Annotated in this window: 21 protein-coding genes; 16 read left to right on the forward strand and 5 right to left on the reverse strand. The window is 67.1% G+C overall.

Annotated features, from left to right (window positions below; genetic code table 11):
- The 5 genes from ACJ8AT_RS24335 to ACJ8AT_RS24355 all read left to right on the forward strand — a co-directional run.
- Nucleotides 1–463, forward strand: a 463-nt coding sequence (locus ACJ8AT_RS24335; RefSeq protein WP_407740227.1) for a S49 family peptidase, incomplete at its 5' end; no start/stop codon positions are given.
- Nucleotides 464–694: 231 nt separating this feature from the next.
- Nucleotides 695–2515, forward strand: coding sequence for a glycoside hydrolase domain-containing protein (locus ACJ8AT_RS24340; protein WP_407740228.1), 1821 nt, complete (start codon nt 695–697; stop codon nt 2513–2515).
- 70 nt (nt 2516–2585) lie between these two features.
- Nucleotides 2586–4220, forward strand: coding sequence for a DUF4215 domain-containing protein (locus tag ACJ8AT_RS24345; protein ID WP_407740229.1), 1635 nt, complete (start codon nt 2586–2588; stop codon nt 4218–4220).
- A 115-nt stretch (nt 4221–4335) separates the two neighbouring features.
- The gene (locus ACJ8AT_RS24350; RefSeq protein ID WP_407740230.1) at nt 4336–4536 is read left to right on the forward strand and encodes a LysR family transcriptional regulator; all 201 of its coding nucleotides are present in this window, start codon (nt 4336–4338) and stop codon (nt 4534–4536) included.
- A 175-nt stretch (nt 4537–4711) separates the two neighbouring features.
- Nucleotides 4712–5872, forward strand: coding sequence for an acetyl-CoA carboxylase biotin carboxylase subunit family protein (locus ACJ8AT_RS24355; RefSeq protein ID WP_407740231.1), 1161 nt, complete (start codon nt 4712–4714; stop codon nt 5870–5872).
- Nucleotides 5873–5884: 12 nt separating this feature from the next.
- On the opposite strand, the gene ACJ8AT_RS24360 is transcribed toward ACJ8AT_RS24355, so the two are convergent.
- A complete protein-coding gene (locus ACJ8AT_RS24360; RefSeq protein WP_407740232.1) occupies nt 5885–6658 on the reverse strand; it encodes an alpha/beta hydrolase in 774 nt (257 codons plus the stop codon).
- A gap of 121 nt (nt 6659–6779) precedes the next feature.
- On the opposite strand from ACJ8AT_RS24360, the gene ACJ8AT_RS24365 reads away from it, so the two are divergent.
- The 7 genes from ACJ8AT_RS24365 to ACJ8AT_RS24395 all read left to right on the forward strand — a co-directional run bounded on the left by ACJ8AT_RS24365 (nt 6780) and on the right by ACJ8AT_RS24395 (nt 12736).
- Nucleotides 6780–7394 carry a LysM peptidoglycan-binding domain-containing protein gene (locus ACJ8AT_RS24365; RefSeq protein WP_407740233.1) on the forward strand — a complete coding sequence of 205 codons (615 nt, stop codon included), beginning with the start codon at nt 6780–6782 and terminating at the stop codon, nt 7392–7394.
- A gap of 589 nt (nt 7395–7983) precedes the next feature.
- On the forward strand, nt 7984–9036 hold the full coding sequence (locus ACJ8AT_RS24370) for a hypothetical protein (RefSeq protein ID WP_407740234.1): 1053 nt from the start codon (nt 7984–7986) through the stop codon (nt 9034–9036).
- 35 nt (nt 9037–9071) lie between these two features.
- The gene (locus ACJ8AT_RS24375) at nt 9072–9674 is read left to right on the forward strand and encodes a hypothetical protein (protein WP_407740235.1); all 603 of its coding nucleotides are present in this window, start codon (nt 9072–9074) and stop codon (nt 9672–9674) included.
- Between the two features lie 161 nt (nt 9675–9835).
- The gene (gene apbC, locus ACJ8AT_RS24380) at nt 9836–10924 is read left to right on the forward strand and encodes an iron-sulfur cluster carrier protein ApbC (protein WP_407740236.1); all 1089 of its coding nucleotides are present in this window, start codon (nt 9836–9838) and stop codon (nt 10922–10924) included.
- A 24-nt stretch (nt 10925–10948) separates the two neighbouring features.
- Complete coding sequence (locus ACJ8AT_RS24385) at nt 10949–11422, forward strand: hypothetical protein (protein ID WP_407740237.1); 474 nt, start codon at nt 10949–10951, stop codon at nt 11420–11422.
- Nucleotides 11423–11466: 44 nt separating this feature from the next.
- Complete coding sequence (locus ACJ8AT_RS24390; protein WP_407740238.1) at nt 11467–11826, forward strand: hypothetical protein; 360 nt, start codon at nt 11467–11469, stop codon at nt 11824–11826.
- 61 nt (nt 11827–11887) lie between these two features.
- Nucleotides 11888–12736, forward strand: a complete 849-nt coding sequence (locus ACJ8AT_RS24395) for a 3-hydroxyacyl-CoA dehydrogenase family protein (RefSeq protein WP_407740239.1) — start codon at nt 11888–11890, stop codon at nt 12734–12736.
- 2 nt (nt 12737–12738) lie between these two features.
- Here the strand turns inward: ACJ8AT_RS24395 and ACJ8AT_RS24400 are convergent, their stop codons facing one another.
- A complete protein-coding gene (locus ACJ8AT_RS24400) occupies nt 12739–14037 on the reverse strand; it encodes a diguanylate cyclase (protein WP_407740240.1) in 1299 nt (432 codons plus the stop codon).
- A gap of 171 nt (nt 14038–14208) precedes the next feature.
- Here ACJ8AT_RS24400 and ACJ8AT_RS24405 point away from each other — a divergent pair, with 171 nt between their 5' ends.
- The 4 genes from ACJ8AT_RS24405 (at nt 14209) to ACJ8AT_RS24420 (ending at nt 17829) form a co-directional block, all read left to right on the forward strand.
- Entirely contained in the window at nt 14209–14985 is a 777-nt protein-coding gene (locus tag ACJ8AT_RS24405; RefSeq protein ID WP_407740241.1) for an enoyl-CoA hydratase/isomerase family protein, read from the forward strand.
- A gap of 126 nt (nt 14986–15111) precedes the next feature.
- Nucleotides 15112–16254 (forward strand): acyl-CoA dehydrogenase, encoded by a 1143-nt coding sequence (locus ACJ8AT_RS24410; protein ID WP_407740242.1) that lies wholly within the window; start codon nt 15112–15114, stop codon nt 16252–16254.
- A gap of 2 nt (nt 16255–16256) precedes the next feature.
- Nucleotides 16257–16673, forward strand: a complete 417-nt coding sequence (locus tag ACJ8AT_RS24415) for an AgmX/PglI C-terminal domain-containing protein (protein ID WP_407740243.1) — start codon at nt 16257–16259, stop codon at nt 16671–16673.
- A gap of 10 nt (nt 16674–16683) precedes the next feature.
- Nucleotides 16684–17829: an acyl-CoA dehydrogenase family protein gene (locus ACJ8AT_RS24420; RefSeq protein ID WP_407740244.1), complete on the forward strand. Its 1146-nt coding sequence runs from the start codon at nt 16684–16686 to the stop codon at nt 17827–17829.
- Nucleotides 17830–17886: 57 nt separating this feature from the next.
- Here ACJ8AT_RS24420 and ACJ8AT_RS24425 read toward each other — a convergent pair whose 3' ends face one another.
- Genes ACJ8AT_RS24425 through ACJ8AT_RS24435 form a run of 3 tightly spaced genes read right to left on the reverse strand, consistent with a single transcriptional unit; the run spans nt 17887 to nt 20942 of the window.
- Nucleotides 17887–18711 (reverse strand): carbohydrate ABC transporter permease, encoded by an 825-nt coding sequence (locus tag ACJ8AT_RS24425; protein ID WP_407740245.1) that lies wholly within the window; start codon nt 18709–18711, stop codon nt 17887–17889.
- A gap of 3 nt (nt 18712–18714) precedes the next feature.
- Complete coding sequence (locus ACJ8AT_RS24430; protein ID WP_407740246.1) at nt 18715–19665, reverse strand: carbohydrate ABC transporter permease; 951 nt, start codon at nt 19663–19665, stop codon at nt 18715–18717.
- Nucleotides 19666–19676: 11 nt separating this feature from the next.
- Complete coding sequence (locus ACJ8AT_RS24435) at nt 19677–20942, reverse strand: ABC transporter substrate-binding protein (RefSeq protein ID WP_407740247.1); 1266 nt, start codon at nt 20940–20942, stop codon at nt 19677–19679.
- Between the last annotated feature and the right edge of the window lie 141 nt (nt 20943–21083).

A 21083-nucleotide genomic window follows, 5' to 3' on the forward strand; every position in this document is an offset into this window, starting at 1 on the left:
CTCCGGGTTGATGGAGCGCCTGGGCGTGCGGCGGACGATCATCGCTCGCGGAGAGAACGCGGGGATCTTCTCGACGTCCCGAGGCTTCACCCCGCACGAGCGCGCCTCGCTGGAGGCGCAGGTGGAGGAGACGTACCAGGCCTTCCTGGCGCACGTGGCGAAGGCGCGCGGCCGGACCAAGGAGGAGATCCACGAGCGCGCCGAGGGCCGGGTGTACTCGGGCATGCGCGCGCTGAGCGCGGGGCTGGTGGATCGAACAGGGAGCTTCGAGGAGGTCTGCCGCTACGCGCTGGAGCAGGCGAAGGTGCCACCGGGGAAGTTCGACATCGCGGTCTACAGCTCGGGAGATCGTGGGCGCTCGTTGCTGCAGATATTGCTGAGCCTGTCGGGCACGCACCTGTATGCGCTCTGCCCCACGTCATGGGGACTGGCAGGGTTCAGGGTGGGCGAGCGGAGCGACTGAGGAAGACTCCTGCTCCGCCAAGGACGTTTCTAGGCGGCCATGCGGACAAGCGCCCCAGTGGCCTCTGGGTGTGCACCCAGGAAGACTGCTTCTGGCTAGGGAGGGAAGCATGACGGGAGGGGTTCCGTTCCCTTCCGCATGTCGCCATCCAAGCTCACTGCCGGACTGCTGACCCTGTTCCTCGCGCTTCCCGCCTTCGCAGCGTCTCCCTCCGTCTGGGGAGAAAGCGCGATGGTGAAGGTGCGTCCAGACTCCGCGGCGCGTTCCCAGCCCGAGCTGCATCTCACCGCGGCGCGCAACGAATTTGTGTCCTTCCAGGTCGGGCTGCAAGGGGGAGACACGGGCCTGCGCGGCGTGCGCGCGAGCCTGGCGGGGCTGGAGGGCCCTGCTCGCATCTCGGGCACGGATGTGACGCTGTACCGCGAGGAGTTCCTCAAGACGACGAAGGCGACCGTTGCGGGCACCCCGGTCGGCCGCTGGCCTGACGGGCTGGTGCCGGACGTGGATGAGATCGCCGGAGAGCAGCGCCGGGCCTTCCCCATGGACGTGCCCGCCGGAGAGGCGCGCGCCATCTGGGTGGATGTCCATGTGCCCATGGATGCGCCACCCGGAGAGTACCACGGCGTGGTGGCGGTGACGGCCGACAACTCCTCCTCCTCCGAGGTGCAGGTGCAGCTGACGGTGGTGGACGCCACGCTGCCGAGCACCCCCTCGCTGGCCACGGCCTTCCTGCTCTACAGGGGGAACGTGTGCCGCGCGCACACGGGCAACACCACCTGCTCGCCGGAGCAGCTGAAGCAGCTGCTGTCGCGCTATCAGCGCATGGCGCTCGAGCACCGCATCACGCTCGCCAACGCCATCCCGCAGATCTCCCAGTCTTGGAGCGCCTTTGACGCGGCGTGGGGGCCTTTCCTGGACGGCACGGCTCCTTCTCGGCTGCCGGGCGCGAAGATGACGAGCGCGCAGTTCATGGGCGCGCGCACGGCGCAGGCGATCGCGGACTTCGCGGCGCACTTCCAGGAGCGTGGCTGGCTGGAGCGCGCCTACGACTACGTGGGGGATGAGCCGCCCTACGGCATCTCGTTCGAGACGCTGTCCCAGCGCGCGGCGCTGACGCGGCGTGTGGCGCCAGGGCTGCGCACGCTGGTGACGACGAACTCGCGCGAGATGGAGAGCCACAAGCTGTCGGATCTCATCGATCTCGCGGTGCCCGTGGTGAACTTCATCGACGGCACGCAGCAGCCGTTCCAGGGGGATCAGCGCACCACGTATCAAGCCTTCCTCAGCAAGCCGAAGCGAGAGCTGTGGCTGTACCAGAGCTGCATGAGCCACGGCTGCGCGTACGGCACCAACGCGGCGGAGAACCTGCCGAACGCGGGCTGGCCCTCGTACATGGTGGACCGCTCGGCGGCGAAGGGGCGGGCCATGGAGTGGGTGAGCTTCCTGGAGGGCGCCAAGGGTGAGCTGTACTACGAGACGGCCGAGATGCTGGGCTCTGCGTGGACGAACCAGTACATCTACAACGGCAACGGCGATGGGACGCTGTTCTACGCGGGGAAGCCCTCGGTCATTGGCGGCACGACGGACGTGCCGGTGGCCTCCATCCGGCTGAAGCTCATCCGCCTGGGGGTGCAGGACTACGAGTGGCTCAAGGCCGTGAGCGATGCGGGAGACCCGGACTTCGCGCGCAAGGTCGCCCGAGGCCTCATCCCCTCGGCCTCGCACGTGCCCGACGACGGCGCGGCCTTCGAGAAGGCCCGGCTGGCGCTGATCGATCGCTACCTGGAGCTGACGAGCCTGCACGACTCTCCGTCCACGGAGCCCCTGAATCCCAGCGCTTCGGCTCCTTCGCCAGGGTCCGCTCCGCAAGGCAATCCCTCGACGGGTCCGCAGCTGCCCTCTTCGTCGGTCCTGCAGCCCGATGACGAACAGCAGCAGGTGGGATGCAGTGCGGGGGGGGCCACCGCGTCGGCGGGCGGCGCGCTCCTCGTGCTGACCTGGCTGGCCATCGAGCGCCGCCGCGTCCACGCCCGCGCTCGTCGTCGCAGCTGACGAGAGAACGGGGTGCCGCAGACTCGGCGAGCTGGCCGAGAGGACACGCGGAGGCGCATGATGGCCATGCATGCGCCCTGTCATCAGATACGCGGTGGTCCTTGTTGCCTGTGTCCTCGCGTGCTCGCTGGATTCGCAGCCGCGCCCTCCGCCGACACCGGCCATCTGCGGCGATGGCGTCCTGGCCAGCAGCGAGCAGTGTGACAACGGATCGCGGAACTCAGACACGCAGCCCGGCGCGTGCCGCACCACCTGCGTGCTCGCGGGGTGCGGAGACGGCGTCCTCGACCCCAACGAGGTCTGCGATGACGGGAACCGCACCGCGGGAGATGGCTGCGCGGCCACGTGCCGCAAGATCGAGCAGTGCGGCGATGGAACCCTCGATCCTGGCGCCGAGCAGTGTGACGAGGGCGCGAACAACTCGGACACCCGCGCCAACCGGTGCCGCACCGACTGCACCTCCCCGCGATGTGGCGACAGCGTCGTCGATCGCGGCGAGGAGTGTGATGACGGCAACCTCGACAACGGAGACGCATGCGACAGCAACTGCACCCGGCCCCGGTGCGGCAATGGCGTCACCGGCAGCGGCGAGGAGTGCGACGACGGCAACATGTTCAACACCGACGCCTGCCGGCCGGATTGCACGCGGAACACGTGCTCGCGCGGAGTCGACAGCGCTGGGAACTCCTGCTTCGTCGTCCGGGAACTCCCGGTGCCCGACAGCGAGCTGCGCTCCGTCGAGGTGGCCGACCTCGATGGGAATGGCTGGGACGACATCGCCGTGGTGGACCGCGACGATGACTCCGTGAAGGTGTTCTGGAACAGTGGTGGCGCGTTCACGTATGCGGCGTTTTGGGTGGCTCCCATCTTCACCCTGTCGGGAGACCACCCCGTCGATCTCGCGATCGGCGACATCAACGCGGATGGCAAGCTCGACATGGTCACCGCGAACGAGGATCAGGATCGCCTGTGCCTTCTCGAGAACAAGGGCAACCGGTCTTTCGATCGTCACTTCATCGATGTCCCCGGGAAGCCGAAGGATGTGGCCATCGCTCCCATTGATGCCTATGCGGGGCAGGAGGTGATCGTCGGCGTACACGATGCCGATGAGGTCCGCGTCATCCGGCTGAACAACTTCAGCTCCTACGGGACGCCCCAGGCTGTGTCCGCGTCGAACCCAGAGTCGCTCACCGTGGGGGACGTCGATGGGGATGGTGACGCGGATCTCGCCTGGTCCGTGGGCTCACCCGTCATCGCCCAGAACGAGGGAGGCACCATCACCAAGGCCAGCATCTCGAATAGCCAATCGACCTCCGCGGCCAAGCTTTGGGATCTGGACGGCACCGCCCCAGCCGAGCTGGTCATCGGGGTCTACGGGCTCTTCACCCGGGAGCATCTCCGTGTGTTCATGAACTCGGACACCCTGAATGCCTCGGTCTTCGACACCTATTCAGACGTTTCCGTGAAGGAGTGGCCGGTGTACCTCGCCCGTTTCGGCTCGGGGGTCGCCTATGCAGACAACGGTGGCACCTTCGGCATCCTGCGCAACGAGCAGGGAACGCTGCTCGACGAACGGACCTTCACGTATGACGGGGATGCCAAGGGGCTTGCATCTGGCGATTTCGACAAGGACGGCGCGCCCGACATCGCCATCATCAGCCAGGACAAGAAGGCCGTGCTCCTCTTCATGAGCCACTCGGGCTGACGCGATCGTTGCACATATGCAACGGTGCGTGGCACCGCACCTCATCGATCCCGGGACGGCGGACCTGTACTCTGCCTTCCGCTGAGCCTCGATAGGGTAGCGTGCGCGCCCACCCATGGGTGCGCTCGATGACATGGCGCTGTTTGCCGCCTTGGCCCGCCATGGCGGCATCCGCAAGGCGGCGGCCGAGCTGGAGACTCAGCCGTCCACCGTCAGCCGGCGGCTGACCGCGCTCGAGAAGCGCCTGGGCGTGCGGCGGGGGTGCGAGGCCCAGGGCTTTCCTTGGGAGCAGCCCCAGGCGAAGCCGTCCCGCTAGCCTCAAGCCGCGGAGACGTTCCGAAGCCCGGCGCCCGAGCGATCAGGCCGGCAGGCTCAAGATGGGGAGGGTCTCCACGCGACCGTTCATTCGCCTGCTCAACGCACTGCGCAAAAGATGTGCTCCCCGTCCTTGTAGGTCCGCTATCTTGGGGGAGGAGGGCGCCCGCGGAACCATGAACGTCGTCTTCATTTCTCCCCACTTTCCTCCTCATTTCGTGCACTTCGTCACCTCCCTGCGAGAGCGAGGTGTCACCGTCCTGGGGATTGGCGACGCTCCGTATGACACGCTGCGACAGGAGCTGAAGAGCGCACTGAGCGAGTACTACTTCGCGCCCCACCTCGATGACGTGGACGCCATGCAGCGCGCCGTGGGGTACTTCACCTGGCGCTACGGCCGGGTTGATCGCATCGACTCGCTCAACGAGACCTGGCTCGAGATCGAGGCCCGGCTGCGCGAGGACTTTCACGTGCCGGGCCTGCGGCCCGCGGATCTGCGCCAGCTCCGCTCCAAGCTGGGCATGCATGATCTCTTCAAGCAGGCCGGCATCCCTCACCCGGACGCCATCGCCGCTCGGGATGCGGCCCAGGTGAAGGCCTTCGGCCAGCGCGTGGGGTATCCGCTCGTGCTCAAGCCGGACGTGGGCGTGGGCGCCGCCCACACCTTCATGGTCCAGAGCGACGCCGAGGTGGACACCGCGTTCTCCCAGCCGCTGTCCGGCTATGTGGCGCAGAAGTTCGTGAAGGGCACCATCGTCACCTACGACGGCATGGTAGACCGCGACGGCCAGGTCATCTGCTCCTTCAGCCACGAGTACAGCAACGGCATCATGGAGTCGGTGCTCGAGCAGCGCGATCTGGCCATCTGGAGCCTGCGCGAGCTGCCGCCTGCGCTCGAGGCGCTGGGCCGCCGCACCGTGGACGCGCTCGGGCTGCGCGAGCGCTGGTTCCACCTGGAGTTCTTCCGCCTCGAGGACGGGAGCTTCGTGGCGCTCGAGGCCAACCTGCGTCCGCCCGGCAGCGTGCTGACGGACATGATGAACTACGCCTGCGATATCGACGTGTACCGGCTGTGGGCGCGCATGCTCGCGGGCGAGCCGGTGCGCGACTTCCAGTACACGCGCAAGTACTACGTCTGTCACACCTCGCGCCGCGCGGGCCGCGCCTACAAGCATCCCCACGCGCAGGTGGTGTCACGGCTGGGCCCGGCCCTGCTCCATCACTGGGAGCTGCCAGCCGTCTTCCGCAGCGCCCTGGGCAACGAGATCTACCTGTCTCGCCACCAGGAGCTGAGCGCGATGCGGGAGGCTGTCCACTTCATCCAAGCGCCCGCCTGAGCGGGGTGGGCCTCAGCTCAGCAGCCAGCGCAGGGCCGTGGGCAACCGGCGCTGCCAGTCCAGCTCGTGGTGGAGTCCGCCGGGCTCGAGGAAGAGGGCCAGCTCGTGGTCCGCGTACCCCAGCCCCTTGAGGTGGAAGTAGAAGTCCCGAGTGGCCTGGCCGTAGAACATGGGCCAGCCCACGGGATCGACGTTCTCGTGGGTGCCCGCGTCCAGGTAGATGCGCGTCCAGCGGCGGGTATGGGACGTCCACTGCTCGAAGAGGCGGTTGTAGCTCCACATCACCGAGGGGGACATGCCGCCGATGCGGCCGAACAATTCCGGGTACTTCCAGCCCAGGTAGAGCGACATCAGCCCGCCGAGCGACGAGCCCATGACGCCCGTCCACTCCGGAGCCTGGCGCGTGCGCCAGTGGCTGTCGATGAACGGCTTGAGCGCCTCGACGACGAAGCGGACATAGGACTCGCCGCGAGCGCTCACGCGGCTGCGGGGCTCGTCCCAGGGGGAGTACTCGGCGAGGCGATCCGGGGAGGAGTCCACGGCGACAATGAGCCACGGCTCCACCTGGCCCTCGTGCACCATCGCGTCCAGCACCTGGTTTGTACACCAAGTGTCGTAGATGGCGGACTCGGGGTGCGCGAAGACGTTCTGCCCGTCGTGCATGTAGAGGACGGGGTAGCGCCGGTCCGAGGAGGGATCGTACCCCTCCGGGGTGTAGATGCGCAGGGAGCGGGTGGTTCCCTCCTGCGGCGAGGGGAAGTCTCGGATGATCTGAATGGTGCTCATGAGGGGGGTCGACGGGCGCAGAATAGGGTGTGTGCCGAATTCTGAGAAGGTGTACGCAACTCCCGAGAGGTAGGCCCGATAATCCCTTCAAAACCTTTTCGGCTGTGCGAGGGACCTATCCATGAGCACCTACCGCATCAAGTCTGGCGACACTCTCAGCGCGATCGCGCAGCGCTACCACACCACGGTCGGCTCGCTGGCCAAGGCCAACGGGATCAAGAACCCGAACCTGATCATCGCCGGCAAGTCGCTCAACATCCCGGGCAGCAAGGACGAGTTCATCCCGTCCGGCTCCAAGGGTGGCGGCCGCACGGGCGGCAGCAGCGGTGGCACGCAGGCGGCCTCGGGCAGCACGTCGGTGGGCGGCCCCGTGCCCCCCGGCCAGGTGGGCGACTGGATCAAGCAGGCGCTGGGCGAGCTGCAGAAGGCGGGCGTGGACACCAGCAAGATCAACCCCCAGGACATCGCGACCATCATCCAGCACGAGTCGGGCGGCAACCCGAACGCGGTGAACAACTGGGACTCGAACGCCAAGGCGGGCCACCCCTCGAAGGGCCTGATGCAGACCATCCAGTCGACGTTCGACGCGTACAAGCTGCCGGGCCACAACAACATCTTGAACCCGGTGGACAACATCATCGCCGGCGTCCGGTATGCGATGTCGCGGTACGGTTCGGTGTCCAACGTGCCGGGCATCCGGGCGGTCCACTCGGGCGGCTCGTACGTCGGTTACTAAGAAGCTCTGAAGTGTGCTTGTTCGCGCCTCGCGCGAGTCGTCACCCTGCCAGCGGGTGGCGGTTCGCCGCGGGGCGCGGCTGTTTTTGACGCGGGGCAGCACTACGTATTAGGTAGGGCGAAACCCAGCTTCGTATTAGGTAGGGCGAAACCCAGCTTCGGGGTAACTCATGGCGCTGAGGCGGTGGATAGATCGGGTTCCACTGGTCAGCTTGACCTGCGCCATGACGGTGGGCCTGCTGTCCTGTGGATTTCAGCGGACGGGTAGAAATGCTGAACTGCATGATGGTTATCCGCGTGGTCCTGGAACCTTCTGTGCCCTGAATCCGGAAGGCTGTCCGCCGAACTCGTCCGCTACGGTCGCGCAGCCCGGCGCTTTTGATCTCAGTTCCTGTCTCGACGCATGCGAGGCAGGAGGCGCCGTGCTGGAGAGCTATTGCCGGGGGCTTCCTGAAAAGTGGCAGCGCGAAGTCTGTTGGTCGGTCGTCTTGGGCAGCAAGGTGGCTTGCAAGAACATGTGCTACCGCCTGAACGCCTGCGCCGTTTCCGGCGGCCCCGGTTGTCCATGATGCGAGAGGTCGAGGCAGCTTATGAGCACTTGGCTCCCTGAACTGACGTCGATCGATGATCCTGTGGCCGACGACTATTGGTCGTACGAGAACGATCACGGGATCAAGTACGAGGTACGCGTAACGATAGGGCGTCCGGTTGCGATCCCTCATGATCCGAACGGGGATTGGTACTGCCCAATTCGCATTGAGCGCTTCCTGCCACGGATCCTGTGCGTAGTGGGTGTTGGCCCCGTGGACGCACTGGCTAATGCAGGGCGCATCATCCGGGAGCACTTCCACGAACTGCGCAAGGTCAGCCCGCGCGCTCGGCCCCTAGTGAACAAGCAAGCGGTGACGGTCGGTAGGATCGGCGAACGCGATCTGCAGGGTGTATTTGACCGCTGGGGCACTGATCGTGCTGGCTTCCAGATAGCGGGGGTGCCCGAATGGCTCTTGAAGCGTGGGCAACCGCAGCAGCGCCAGGGATTCACAGTAGGCAATGCCGGGCCCTTTCGTCCTGACGTCGTGTGGGACGATGCTGATCGGGCATACCTCGTCGAACTCAAAAGCGCGGCGAAGGGTGAACCCCTCGCTGTAGGTCAGGCTTTCGCCGGGGCCACGCTCTTGGGACATGATCAACAAGCAGGCGGTTTGGGACGCAAACCGGTCCCTGTCATCATCACTCAGTTCAACTACTGGAACCGGGCGGCTTTGTCGTTCATGCTCGAAGAGGGCCTTCGGTGGGGGCGCGAGTTCTATCTTGAGTTCGATGTCGTCGAGCAGGGAGAACGGCGGTGGATGTGGTTCGACGCCCCTCTCGCACCACTGACCCCTGTGGCTAGACCGCCTGCTGCTTCGGATACGATCACCGGTCTAGAGCATTGGTATCGGATTGGCTCATGTGATGCTTGGTTCGGTACAAAGAAGCAAATCCCCTGGCGCGATGGGTTGCTGTTTCGTCCCGTCATTCCGGATGATGCCTACGCCATCTGTGCGGCCGTTCATGGACGCTCCAATGAGTGGTTGTTGTGGTCGGGCTCAGGAGAAAGAAGGGATGCAGGCGAGTTCTGGCTGCTGGAGGGAGCGTCCTGAATTCCCCTGCGCCGGGTGCTAGCCTGCCGCTCGTCATGAAGCCCTCCTGCCGCCTGCTCCTGCTCCTGGCCCTCACCGCTGGCTGCGCCACGCCAAAGGGGCCGTCGGCCATCGCCGAGGCCTACGCGAAGGCGCTGGAGGAGAACCGGCTCTCGGACGCCTATGCCCTCACCACCGGGTTGCCCGAGGGAGTGTCCGGCTTCCGTGAGCGGTACCCTGATGCCACGGCGCGTCGCGAGCGGGCCGCGTCCGTGCGCGCCAGCACGGCGGAGCTGGAGGCCCGCTCTCCCAACCTGCTCCTGGAGCGCCGCCAGGACACCTGGCGCGTGGTGGAGACCCGGCCCGCGGACGAGGCGAAGGCCGCCCTCACGCGCTTCCTCAACGCGGTGGAGGCTCGGGACTGGGAGAAGGCCTGGAGCCTGCTGAGCGGGCCGCTGCGCTCGCGCTACACCCCGGACCGCTTCCGCGAGGACTTTCAGCGCGAGCCCCTGGCGAAGGAGCGCCTGCGCCGCGCCCGTCTGGCCCTCCGCGGCAACGTGAAGGTGACCCACGGCGACGCCACCTTCCCGCTGGGCGCGGATCGCGCGGTGCGGCTGGTGCTCGAGGAGGGCGAGTACCGCGTGGCAGCCATCGAGTGAGGCTCGGCCTGCCCGGAGGCTTGCAGGCGGGCAGAGGCCTGGAGCGTGCGGCGGGGGGCACGGTGCGTTAAACGTCGTTGACAGCCCCGGGGGGGCTGGCCATCCTCCGCGGCCTTCCGGGCCTGCAACTGCCCGATTTCCAAAAGGTTTCAGGTGTCCTGATGAGCGTGTCCGAGCGCGACGTCCTCGCGGCGATGTCCCAGGTGATGGATCCCGAGCTGCACGTGGATCTGGTGAAGGCGGGGATGGTGAAGGACGTGCGCTTGAGCGGCGACACGGTGAAGCTGAAGATCGAGCTGACCACGCCCGCCTGCCCGCTCAAGGGGAAGATCCAGGCGGACGCCGAGGCGGCCCTCAAGGGCGTGCCGGGGCTGAAGTCCTTCGAGATCGAGTGGGGCGCCCAGGTCCGAGCCACCGGCGGCGCGGCGCCGGGACAGGGCCAGGCGCTGCTGCCGGGCGTGAAGAACATCGTCCTGGTGGGCGCGGGCAAGGGCGGCGTGGGCAAGAGCACCGTGGCGGTGAACCTGGCCGTGGCGCTGGCCAGGCACGGCGCCAAGGTGGGCCTGCTGGACGCGGACTTCTATGGCCCGTCCATCCCGCTGATGACCGGAATCACCGAGCGCCCCGTCAGCCCGGACGGCAAGACGCTCAACCCGATGATCAAGCACGGGCTCAAGGTCATGTCGATCGGCTTCCTGGTAGAGCCGGATCAGGCGCTCATCTGGCGCGGGCCCATGCTGCACGGCGCGCTCATGCAGCTGGTGCGGGACGTGAACTGGGGCGAGCTGGACTACCTGATCCTGGATCTGCCGCCGGGCACGGGCGACGTGGCGCTGTCACTCTCCCAGTCCGTGCGGGCCGCGGGGGCGGTGCTCGTCACCACGCCGCAGGATGTGGCGCTGGCGGACGTGGTGCGCGCCAAGCAGATGTTCGACAAGGTCCACATCCCGGTGCTGGGCATCGTCGAGAACATGAGCCAGTTCGTCTGCCCGCACTGCTCCAAGACGACGCACATCTTCAACCACGGCGGCGGCCGCAAGGCAGCCGAGATGTTCAACATCGCCTTCCTGGGCGAGGTGCCGCTGGACCTGAAGGTGCGCGAGTCGGGAGACTCGGGAGTGCCGGTGGTGGCGGGCGCGCCGGACAGCCCGGAGTCCCAGGCCTTCATGGAGGTCGCCCGTAACGTCGCCGGCCGGGTGTCCGCCGAGAGCGCGCGGGCCGTCCGGTTGCCGGTGATGCAGGCTCGCTGAGTCCCGCAGTCCCCGAGGTGCCGCATGGCTGGTGACAGCGAAGACCTTCCGCCGGATCCGCTCGACGATGACTACGAGCAGCCACAGGCCGGCCGAGCGGGCTTCGTGCCGGAGTTCGTGCGCAAGGTGGCCGTCGCCGGGCTGGGCGCCATCTTCATGACGGAGGAGGGCATCCGCAACCTCGCCGGGCAGCTCAAGCTGCCCAAGGAGGTGCTGGGCTTCATCCTCTCCCAGGCCGAGAAGACCAAGGACGAGGTCGGCCGGGTGCTGACCGAGGAGCTGCGCCGCTTCCTGCAGTCGGAGAAGCTGCGCGAGGAGTTCGTGAAGTTGCTCTCGGGGATGACGCTGGACGTGCGAGCGCAGATCCGTCTGGTGCCCACCGACGAGGACGCGAAGAAGGAGGGAGCGCCCGAGGAAGGCGCCGGCGCCCCCAAGCCGCCTCGAGTGGTCGTCTCCGAGCTGAACGCGCGCCGCGGCAAGCGGACGAAGAAGGAGTGACGTTGGAGGAAGGTGTGCGGCCGGGCTGGAGAAGCCACCCGCTGATGAAGCGCCTGCCGCTGCTGGTGCTGGCGGCGCTGGGCATCTGGCTGTGGCAGTCGACGAGCACTCCCGAGCGTGAGCTCGTGTGGCGGCTGGAGGGCTCGGGCTGGAGCGCCGTGCGAGCCCTGGACTTCCAGGTGACGGGCGCGGACGGGAAGATCCTCAAGCGCGAGGAGCGCTTCTTCTCCGCGGCGCCTCCGCCCGAGGTGACGCTGAAGGTGGCGCTGCCCGAGGGCTCCTACCAGACACTCATCTTCGTGAAGGAGGAGGGGCGCCCCACGCGTCCCCCGCTGGTGGAGCGGCTGACAATTGGAGAGGAGCAGTACGTTCTCCGTCCGCTGCGGCTGCCCGCGAGCCGTTGACCCATCCGAGGGCGGGGGCTATAGCGCCCGCACTTCACTCTCGGCCGAGGTCACGAACACCATGGCAACGGAGCACATCGTCGTCGTCGGGGCAGGGCAGATGGGCGCGGGCATCGCGCAGGTGTCGCTGCAGGCAGGGCTGCGCGTCACGCTGGTGGATGTGTCGAAGGAGGGGCTCGCCAAGGGCGCGGACCGGATCCGGGCCGGGCTGGCGAAGCTGGTGGAGAAGGGCAAGCTGGACGCCGAGAAGCGCAAGGCGGCCGAGGCGAACCTGGCCACCTCCTCGAGCGCCGCGGACGTGAAGGACGTGGACTTCGCCGTCGAGGCGGTGACGGAGAACGAGGACCTCAAGCGCCGCATCTTCCTGGAGCTGGACGCCGTGGTGAAGCCGGGCGGCGTGCTGGCGACGAACACCTCGTCCATTCCGATCACCCGCATCGCGGCGTCCACGAAGCGGCCCGAGGCGGTGATCGGGATGCACTTCATGAACCCGGTGCCGGTGATGCAGCTGGTGGAGCTGATCCGCGGCGCAGCGACATCGGACGAGACGTACCAGAAGACGCGGGCGCTGGCGGAGAAGATGGGGAAGACGACGGTGGTGTCCAAGGACATGCCGGGCTTCATCGTCAACCGCATCCTCATCCCCATGCTGAACGAGGCGTGCTTCGCGCTGATGGAGGGCCTGGGCACGGCGGAGGACATCGACACGGCGATGAAGCTGGGGACGAACCAGCCGATGGGCCCGCTGCAGCTGGCGGACTTCATCGGGCTGGACACGTGCCTCTACATCGCCGAGGTGCTCCACAAGGGGCTGGGCGATTCCAAGTACCGCCCGTGCCCGCTGCTGCGCCAGTACGTGGACGCTGGCTGGTACGGCAAGAAGAGCGGTCGCGGCTTCTACAAGTACTGAGCTCAGAGTTCGATCCGGTTGCGGCCAGCGGCCTTCGCCCGGTAGACCCGCTCGTCGGCTGCCCGCAGCAGCGCTTCCACGTCCACTCCGTCCCTGGGCGCTTCGGCAATGCCCGCGCTGAAGGTGATGTGGAAGCGTTGGCCCTGGTCTCCCTCGAACTCCACGCCCTCCAGCTCCCGCGCGGAGCGCGCCAGGATGTCCCGAGCGCGCTCGGCCGTGGTCGCCGGGAGCGCCAGCACGAACTCCTCGCCGCCCCAACGCCCCCGCACGTCCTCTCTGCGGAAGCGCGACAGCAGCAGCAGCCCCAGCCGGGACAGTACGCGGTCTCCAGCCAGATGCCCGTACGTGTCGTTCACCCGCTTGAAGTGATCCAGATCCAGGAAGCACACCGCCACCGGCTCCTGGCGGCGCTTCGATTCGGCCAGACGGGTACGCAAGCCTTCCAGGAAGGCGCGGCGCAGCAGCATGCCGGTGAGCGCATCCCGCTCGGAGCGATCGCGTGCCAGGCGACCCCGCTCCAGCCTGGAGTGCATGCGCGCCAGCAGCTCCTCGCGCAGCACGGGCTTGGTCAGGTAGTCGTCCGCTCCAGCCTGGAAGGCCTCCAGGCGGAACTCCACCTCCATGCGGGAGGTGATGAAGAGCACGGGTAATTGCTGCCACTCGGGTATCGCGCGGACGATGCGGCAGAGATCAAAGCCGCTGGGCCCCGGCATCTCCACGTCCAGCAGCAGCAGGTCGGGGCGGTGCTCGGACAGCGCCTCCACCAGTCTGTACGGATTCGACAACCCCACGACCTCCACTCCATCCGCTGCCACGATGTGACAGAGTGCCCGCAAGGTGTTCTCGTTGTCGTCCACCACCAGCACTCGCGAACGTTCCGGGCGTCGGGCCGCCACCATTCGCTCCACCGCCTCGGTGAACTCCAGCGCGGAGAAGGGGCGCGGCAGGTAGAGCGAGGCGCCGGCATGGGCGGCAGCCACCCGGTGGACGAAGCTCGTGTCCGCGCTGAAGAAGGCCAGCGGCAGCCCCTGTAATCCTGGCTCGCCGCGAAGCCGAGCCGCCGCCGCGAAGCCGCCCTCCGGGCCTCCGAGGTGCACGTGCAGCAGCGCCCCATCCAGCCACTGGCCGCGGGCCCGCTCCAAGGCCTCCTCGAGGCTCCGGGCGGTGATGACTCGCACCATGCGCTGCTGGCCGAGCTTCTCGAGCTCCGCCAGATACGCCTCGTCCTCATCCGCCACCAGCACCGTGCCCAGCATGCCCAGGGCCGACATGTCGAGGTACGGAGGCGCCTTGTCGTTCATGAGATCCCCCTGGGGCGGCCTCATCGTACCCGTTGTGCTTCTGGACATGGAAACGGTCCGCTGGTTCCCGAAGGTGCCGATAACGTCTGGACGGAGGGCTGTCTCTCTGAGAGAGAGCGGGGCAGGGCATCACCGCCCCATCCACTTTCTCGCCTTCCTACCGAGGACCCCATGGCCTACGAGAACATCCGGCTGGAGACGCAGGGCGCCATCTCGACGCTCACGATCGACCGGCCCAAGGCGCTCAACGCACTCAACAGCAAGACGCTGCAGGAACTCGAGTCCGCCCTCCAGACCCTGGGGCCGGACACGCGCGTGCTCATCCTCACCGGAGGAGGGGAGAAGGCCTTCGTGGCGGGCGCGGACATCGCGGAGATGTCCTCCATCAGCGCGGCGCAGGCGCGCGAGTTCGCCGCGCTGGGCCACCGGGTGATGGCCACGCTGGAGTCCCTGCCTTTCCCGACGATCGCGGCGGTCAACGGCTTCGCGCTGGGCGGCGGCTGCGAGCTGGCCCTGGCGTGCGATCTCATCTACGCCTCGGAGAAGGCGAAGCTGGGGCTGCCCGAGGTCTCCCTGGGCGTGATTCCGGGCTTCGGCGGGACACAGCGGCTCGCCCGGCTCGTGGGGAAGATGCGGGCCAAGGAGCTCATCTTCACCGGCGGCCACGTGTCCGCGGCGCAGGCCAAGGAGTACGGCCTGGTGCTGGAAGTCCTGCCGGCCGACAAGCTGCTGGAGCACTGCCGCTCGGTGGCGGAGAAGATCCTCAAGAATGGCCCGCTCGCCATCTCCCAGGCCAAGCGCGTGATCGAGTTCGGCGCGGACCAGGATCTGCGCGCCGCCAACGAGCTGGAGCGCCAGGGCTTCGCCGTCCTCTTCGGCTCGGGGGACCAGCGCGAGGGCATGAAGGCCTTCTTGGAGAAGCGCCCCGCCGCCTTCACGGGCAAGTAAGATCCTTCCGACCGGTCGGTCTCTAATAGGCGCGGCAACCCAGTCTCGGGGGCGCTGTTGACGAGCGGTATTCCCCCGCCTCGCGCCGCATACTATGGAGACAGGCCACCTTCCCCCAGGAGTGCCATGAACTTCGAGCTGACCGACATCCAGCGCGACATTCAGCGGATGTGCCGTGAGTTCGCCGCGAAAGAGCTCATCCCGAACGCGCGCAAGTGGGACGAGACCCACGCGTGGCCCACCGAGGCGGTGCGCAAGCTCGCGGAGCTGTCGTTGCTGGGCGTGGCGGTGCCCGAGCAGTACGGCGGCGCCGGCCTGGACAACGTCTGCTACGCCATCGCCATGGAGGAGATCAGCCGTGGCTGCGCCTCCACGGGCGTGATCATGAGCGTGAACAACTCGCTCTACTGCGATCCGGTGATGAAGTTCGGCACCGAGGAGCAGAAGCAGCAGTTCCTGGTGCCCTTCGCCCGCGGCGAGAAGCTGGGCTGCTTCGGCCTCACCGAGCCCGAGGCCGGCAGCGATGCGGCGTCGCAGAAGACGACGGCGGTGCGCCGGGGCGACGAGTACGTGATCAACGGCTCGAAGAACTGGATCACCAACGGCCCCAAGGCGGACGCCATCGTCCTGTTCACGATGACGAACAAGGAGGCGGGCAACAAGGGCATCACCGCCTTCCTGGTGCCCACGAACACCAAGGGCTTCATCCGCGCCGAGCCGGACAAGAAGATGGGCATCAGCGCGGCGTGGTCCTGCTCCATGTTCTTCGAGGACATGCGCGTGCCGGCCAAGAGCATCCTCGGCAAGGAGGGCGAGGGCTTCAAGGTCGCCATGAGCACGCTGGACGGCGGGCGCATCGGCATCGCCGCGCAGGCGCTGGGCATCGCCCGGGCGGCCTTCGAGGAGGCAGTGCGCTACTCGGGCGAGCGCCAGACGTTCGGCAAGCCGATCCGGGATCACCAGGCCATCCAGTTCATGCTGGCGGACATGGCCACGGAGATCGACGCGGCGCGGCTGCTGGTGCACCAGGCGGCGCTGCTCAAGGACAAGGGCGTGCGTCACTCGGTGGAGAGCTCCATGGCCAAGCTGTACGCCAGCGAGATGGCCAGCCGCGTGGCCAACAAAGCCCTGCAGGTCCACGGCGGCATGGGTTACAGCAAGGAGATGGATGCCGAGCGCCACGTGCGCGACGCGCGGATCACCGAGATCTACGAGGGGACGAGCGAGATCCAGCGCATCGTCATCTCGGCCAACCTGCTGAAGGAGTAGGTATGAAGCGTTCCTTCGTCGCGCTGATGTTGCTGGCCTCCACGGTGGCCTTCGCCCAGGCCAAGGCTCCGGCTGGGCAGAAGCAGGCCCCGGCCGAGCTGGACGTGAGCCGGATGCCCTTCACGCCGGACTCGATCCAGCAGGTGATCCTCCACCAGAAGGGGAAGATCCAGGAGTGCTACGAGGACGCCATGGCCTCCAAGTCGAAGAAGGTGGAGGGCAAGCTGATGACATCCTTTGTCATCACCCCCCAGGGCCTGGTGACGAACGCGAAGGTGGAGAAGAAGGGCACGACGCTGAAGGACAAGGGGCTGCACGACTGCGTGGTGTCGGTGCTGACGGCGATGAGCTTCCCCAAGCCGCCGGACGGCAAGGACCACCCCATCGAGTACCCGTTCAACCTCAAGGCCATCGAGTAGGAAGCCGCCCGTGAACCTCGAGCTGACCGAGACCCAGACGCTGATCCGCGACACCGCGCGCAAGTTCGCCAGGGAGCGCGTGGCCCCACAGGCCCGCACCTTCGATCGCGAGGAGATCTTCCCCACCGCGCTCTTCAAGGAGCTGGCCGAGCTGGGGCTGCTGGGGGTGAACATCCCCGCGCGCTTCGGCGGAGCGGAGGCCGGAGTGGTGGCCTACGCCCTGGCGATGATGGAGATCTCCGCGGCGTGCGCCTCCACCTCGGTGGCCATGGCCGTGACGAACATGTGCGCGGAGCTGATCCACATGTTCGGCACGGAGGCGCAGCGGGAGAAGTTCGTCACCAAGCTGGTTTCCGGCGAGGCGGTGGTGGGCTCGTTCGCGTTGTCCGAGCCTCACGCTGGCTCGGATCCGGGCGCGCTGCGCACCACGGCGGTGCGCAAGGGCGACACGTGGGTGCTCAACGGCAGCAAGCAGTGGATCACCTCGGGCGCGCACGCGGGGGTGATGGTGGTGTGGGCGCGCACGTCCCCGGCGGGCAACAAGGGCCTGTCGTGCTTCATCGTCGAGGGAGGCACCAAGGGCCTCATCATCGGCAAGCACGAGGACAAGATGGGCCTGCGCGGCTCGAACACGGTGAGCCTGACGTTCGAGGACTGCGTCATCCCCGCCGACAACCTCCTGGGCAAGGAAGGGGAGGGGTTCAAGCTGGCCATGGTGGCGCTGGACGGCGGGCGTATTGGCATTGCCTCGCAAGCGTGCGGGGTGGCTCGGGCGGCGCTGGAGGCGTCGGTGCGGTACACGAAGGACCGCAAGGCGTTCGACCAGCCCATCGCGGAGTTCCAGGCGCCGCGCTTCATGATGGCGGACATGAAGGTGCAGCTCTCGGCGGCCGAGCTGCTGACGTTCCGCGCGGCGCAGATGAAGGAGCAGGGCAAGCCCTTCACCCGCGAGGCCTCCATGGCGAAGCTGTACGCCAGCGAGATGGCCAACCGCGTCTGCGACAAGGCGGTGCAGCTCCACGGCGGCTACGGCTACATCGACGAGTTCCCGGTGGAGCGCTTCTTCCGGGACGCACGCGTGCAGACCATCTACGAGGGCACCAGCGAGGTGCAGCGGATGGTGATCGCCCGGGAGACGTTCAAGCTGTTCAGCTAGAGCTCCTGAGGACGGGCCACCTCGGCGCAGAAGCGCCGGGTGGCCACGCAGCTCCGCTCAGCCCTTCACAGCGCCAGCGGTGAGGCCCGAGACGATCTTCCGCTGGAAGATCAGCACCAGCACCACCAGCGGCACGGTGACGATCACCGAGGCCGCCATGATGAGGCCCCAGGGAGTTTCGAACGCGCTGCCACCGCTGAACAGGGCGATGGCCACCGGCACCGTGCGCACGCTGTCGGACTGGGTGAAGGTGAGGGCGAAGAGGAACTCGTTCCACGCGGCGATGAAGGCCAGCAGGCCCGTGGTCGCCATGGCGGGCCCCAGCAGCGGCAGGAACACGCGGAAGAGGATGATCGCCGGCGTGGCTCCGTCCATGATCGCCGCCTCCTCCAGCTCCTTGGGTAGCTCGCGCATGAACGTGGTCAGCACCCACACCGTGAAGGGCAGGGTGAGGATCAGGTCCGAGACGATCAGCGCGGGCAGCTTGTTGTAGAAGCCCAGCCACCGGACCAGCTCGAACATGCCCGACAGCACGGCGATCTGCGGGAACATGGACACGCCGAGCACCGAGAGCAGCAGCAGCCCGCGCCCGCGGAACTCAATGCGCGCCAGCGCGAACGAGGCCGTCAGCCCCAGCAGCAGCGACAGCACCACCACCGAAGTGGCGACGATCACCGAGTTGAAGATGTTCTGCCCGAAGGGCTGGGCCGTGAAGACCGCCGAGTAGTTGCCCCAGGCGACCTCCTTGGGCCACGGATCCACCTCGAACAGCGCGCTGCCCGTCTTCAGCGAGGAGACGATGGCCCAATAGAACGGGAACAGCGTGTAGACGGCGATGACGGCCAGCAGGAGCCAGAACGCGATCTTCTTCACCCAGCGCATGCGCTATGCCTCCCCCGTCAGCTTCACCCGGCCCACCACCATGTAGACGGCGGTGAACAGGGCGATGATCGCGAACAGCAGCGACGCTGACGCGGACCCCACGCCGATCTCCTGGTACTCGAACATCCGCTGCCGCGCGTAGCCCGCCATGGGCATGGTGTCCATGCTGCCGCCGGTGAGCACGAAGAACACGTCGAACACGCGCAGCGCGTCCAGCATGCGGAAGATGATGGCCACCATCAGCGGCCCCCGCAGCAGCGGCAGCGTCACCTGGAAGAAGGAGCGGATGGGGCCGGCCCCGTCGATCTTCGCCGCCTCGTAGATGTCCTCCGGCAGCATCTGCAGCGCCGCGAGGATCAGCAGCGCCATGAAGGGCGTGGTCTTCCACACGTCCACCGCGACCACCGCCACGAAGGACAGGCCCGGCTCGGCCGTCCACGCCATGGCCTCGGAGATGAACCCCAGCTTCAGGAGGATCGCGTTGATGACGCCGTAGACGTCATTGAACATCCACGCCCACATTCGCGCGGAGACGACGGTGGGAATGGCCCAGGGCACCAGCACCGCGGCGCGCAGGAGCGCCCGGCCGCTGAACTTCGCGTGCAGTGCCAGGGCGATGATCAGCCCCAGCACCGTCTCCAGGAACACCGAGACAAAAGCGAACCGGAAGGTGGTCCACACCGTGGTCCACCAGTCCGGATCGTTCAGCACGTACTTGAGGCTGTCCAGCCCCACGAACTTCGACGCCCCCAGATCCGTCAGGTTCGCGTCCGTGAACGCGAACCAGAAGGTGCGCGCCAGCGGCCAGCCCGCCACCAACCCCATGGCGATCAGGGTGGGCAGCAGGAACAGCCAGGCCGAGCGGGTGCGCTGGCGGAGAATCGCGGACGGAGGGGCCTCGGGCTCCCCCGTGGCCGCACTCGCGGCGATCGGTGTCGTCGTGGGGCTGGTCATTCAGCGCTCCCTCACCACTTGCCGTCCTTGCTCAGGCCCTTGATCTTCGCCTCGACCGTCTTCAGGTTGTCGGCGGCCTTGCCCTTGCCGGAGAGCGTGGAATAGACGGCGTTGCGGAACTCGGTGCTCACCTGGTTGTACTTCGCCCCGGTGATCGTCGGCCGCGGCACCGCGTTCACGAACGTCTCGTACAGGTTGCCCATGAACGGGTTGGCCTTGAGCAGCTCCGGATCCTTGTAGAGGCTCATGATGGTGGGGTTGAACGAGGCCACCAGCGCGCGGCGCTTCTGCTCCTCGGGGCCCGTCAGGTACTTCACCAGGTCCACCGCCAGCTTCTGGTTCTTGGAGAACTTCGACACTCCGAGCTGCCACCCGCCCAGCGTGCCCGTGGACTTGCCGTCCGCGCCGCCCTTGGGCAGCGCCATCACGGCCACCTTGCCCGCCACCGGGCTGTCCTTGCCGTTGGCCAGCGCCCAGGCGTACGGCCAGTTGCGCATGTAGACCGCCGTGCCGGCCTGGAAGGCGTTACGCGCCTCCTCCTCCTGGTAGTTCAGCACGCCCTTGGGCACCACGTTGCCCACCAGCCCCGCGAAGAAGTCGATCGCCTCGGCCGCCTTCGGGTTGTTCACGGTGACCTTGCCGCTCGAGTCCACGATCGTCCCGCCCTTGAACGAGTCGACCCACTCCAGCGCGTTGCACGTCAGGCCCTCGTACGCCTTGCCCTGGAAGACGAAGCCCGACAGCTTCGTGTTGCCGGCCTTCTTCTCGCCGTCCATCACCACCTTGGCCGACTGCGCCAGCTCCTGCCACGTGGTGGGCGGCTTCTGCCCGTACTTATCGAGCAGGTCCTTGCGGTAGTAGAGCAGCCCCGCATCCGTGAACCACGGGATGGCGATCAGCTTGCCGTTGACGGTGTTGTTCTGGACGATCGGCTGGAAGTGCTGCTTGAGGACGTCTTCACCGAAGTAGGGCTTCAGGTCGATGAAGTTATTGGCCATCAGGCCCGGCCACACCACGTCGATGCGGATCACATCCACGTCCGCGGAGCCGGCCGCCAGCAGTTGCTGGAACTGAGCCAGCTGCTGCCCCGCATCCTGCGGCACACTCATCAGCTCCACGGTGTTGCCGGTCTTCTTCGCCCAGGCGTCCGCGCCCTGCTTGCAGACGTCCGCCTCCTGGCCCACGGAACCACAGGCGATGACGAGCTTCTCTGCGAGCGCTACACCTGGAGCGACGAGCGTCGCCGCGGCGACGAGCCCTGCCAATACCTTCTTCATGCGTGTCTCCCTCCCAAGAGGCGTCCCGAGCTTGGGACGCGTCCCCACGAAACATGCGGCCTGACGCAACCCGTCAATCCCTGACGCGATAAGTCATGATGAACGGCGCCCGCCACCCCATCCCGTGGGCGGGGTTTCCGT

The organism is Hyalangium sp. (assembly GCF_045802625.1).
Classification (GTDB): domain Bacteria; phylum Myxococcota; class Myxococcia; order Myxococcales; family Myxococcaceae; genus Hyalangium.

Coding starts and splice junctions, on each gene's coding strand:
- ACJ8AT_RS24340 (WP_407740228.1), top strand. CDS start 695: ATGGTGAAGGTGCGTCCAGACTCCGCGGCGCGTTCCCAGCCCGAGCTG.
- ACJ8AT_RS24345 (WP_407740229.1), top strand. CDS start 2,586: ATGCGCCCTGTCATCAGATACGCGGTGGTCCTTGTTGCCTGTGTCCTC.
- ACJ8AT_RS24350 (WP_407740230.1), top strand. CDS start 4,336: ATGGGTGCGCTCGATGACATGGCGCTGTTTGCCGCCTTGGCCCGCCAT.
- ACJ8AT_RS24355 (WP_407740231.1), top strand. CDS start 4,712: ATGAACGTCGTCTTCATTTCTCCCCACTTTCCTCCTCATTTCGTGCAC.
- ACJ8AT_RS24360 (WP_407740232.1), bottom strand. CDS start 6,658: ATGAGCACCATTCAGATCATCCGAGACTTCCCCTCGCCGCAGGAGGGA.
- ACJ8AT_RS24365 (WP_407740233.1), top strand. CDS start 6,780: ATGAGCACCTACCGCATCAAGTCTGGCGACACTCTCAGCGCGATCGCG.
- ACJ8AT_RS24370 (WP_407740234.1), top strand. CDS start 7,984: ATGAGCACTTGGCTCCCTGAACTGACGTCGATCGATGATCCTGTGGCC.
- ACJ8AT_RS24375 (WP_407740235.1), top strand. CDS start 9,072: ATGAAGCCCTCCTGCCGCCTGCTCCTGCTCCTGGCCCTCACCGCTGGC.
- apbC (WP_407740236.1), top strand. CDS start 9,836: ATGAGCGTGTCCGAGCGCGACGTCCTCGCGGCGATGTCCCAGGTGATG.
- ACJ8AT_RS24385 (WP_407740237.1), top strand. CDS start 10,949: ATGGCTGGTGACAGCGAAGACCTTCCGCCGGATCCGCTCGACGATGAC.
- ACJ8AT_RS24390 (WP_407740238.1), top strand. CDS start 11,467: ATGAAGCGCCTGCCGCTGCTGGTGCTGGCGGCGCTGGGCATCTGGCTG.
- ACJ8AT_RS24395 (WP_407740239.1), top strand. CDS start 11,888: ATGGCAACGGAGCACATCGTCGTCGTCGGGGCAGGGCAGATGGGCGCG.
- ACJ8AT_RS24400 (WP_407740240.1), bottom strand. CDS start 14,037: ATGAACGACAAGGCGCCTCCGTACCTCGACATGTCGGCCCTGGGCATG.
- ACJ8AT_RS24405 (WP_407740241.1), top strand. CDS start 14,209: ATGGCCTACGAGAACATCCGGCTGGAGACGCAGGGCGCCATCTCGACG.
- ACJ8AT_RS24410 (WP_407740242.1), top strand. CDS start 15,112: ATGAACTTCGAGCTGACCGACATCCAGCGCGACATTCAGCGGATGTGC.
- ACJ8AT_RS24415 (WP_407740243.1), top strand. CDS start 16,257: ATGAAGCGTTCCTTCGTCGCGCTGATGTTGCTGGCCTCCACGGTGGCC.
- ACJ8AT_RS24425 (WP_407740245.1), bottom strand. CDS start 18,711: ATGCGCTGGGTGAAGAAGATCGCGTTCTGGCTCCTGCTGGCCGTCATC.
- ACJ8AT_RS24430 (WP_407740246.1), bottom strand. CDS start 19,665: ATGACCAGCCCCACGACGACACCGATCGCCGCGAGTGCGGCCACGGGG.
- ACJ8AT_RS24435 (WP_407740247.1), bottom strand. CDS start 20,942: ATGAAGAAGGTATTGGCAGGGCTCGTCGCCGCGGCGACGCTCGTCGCT.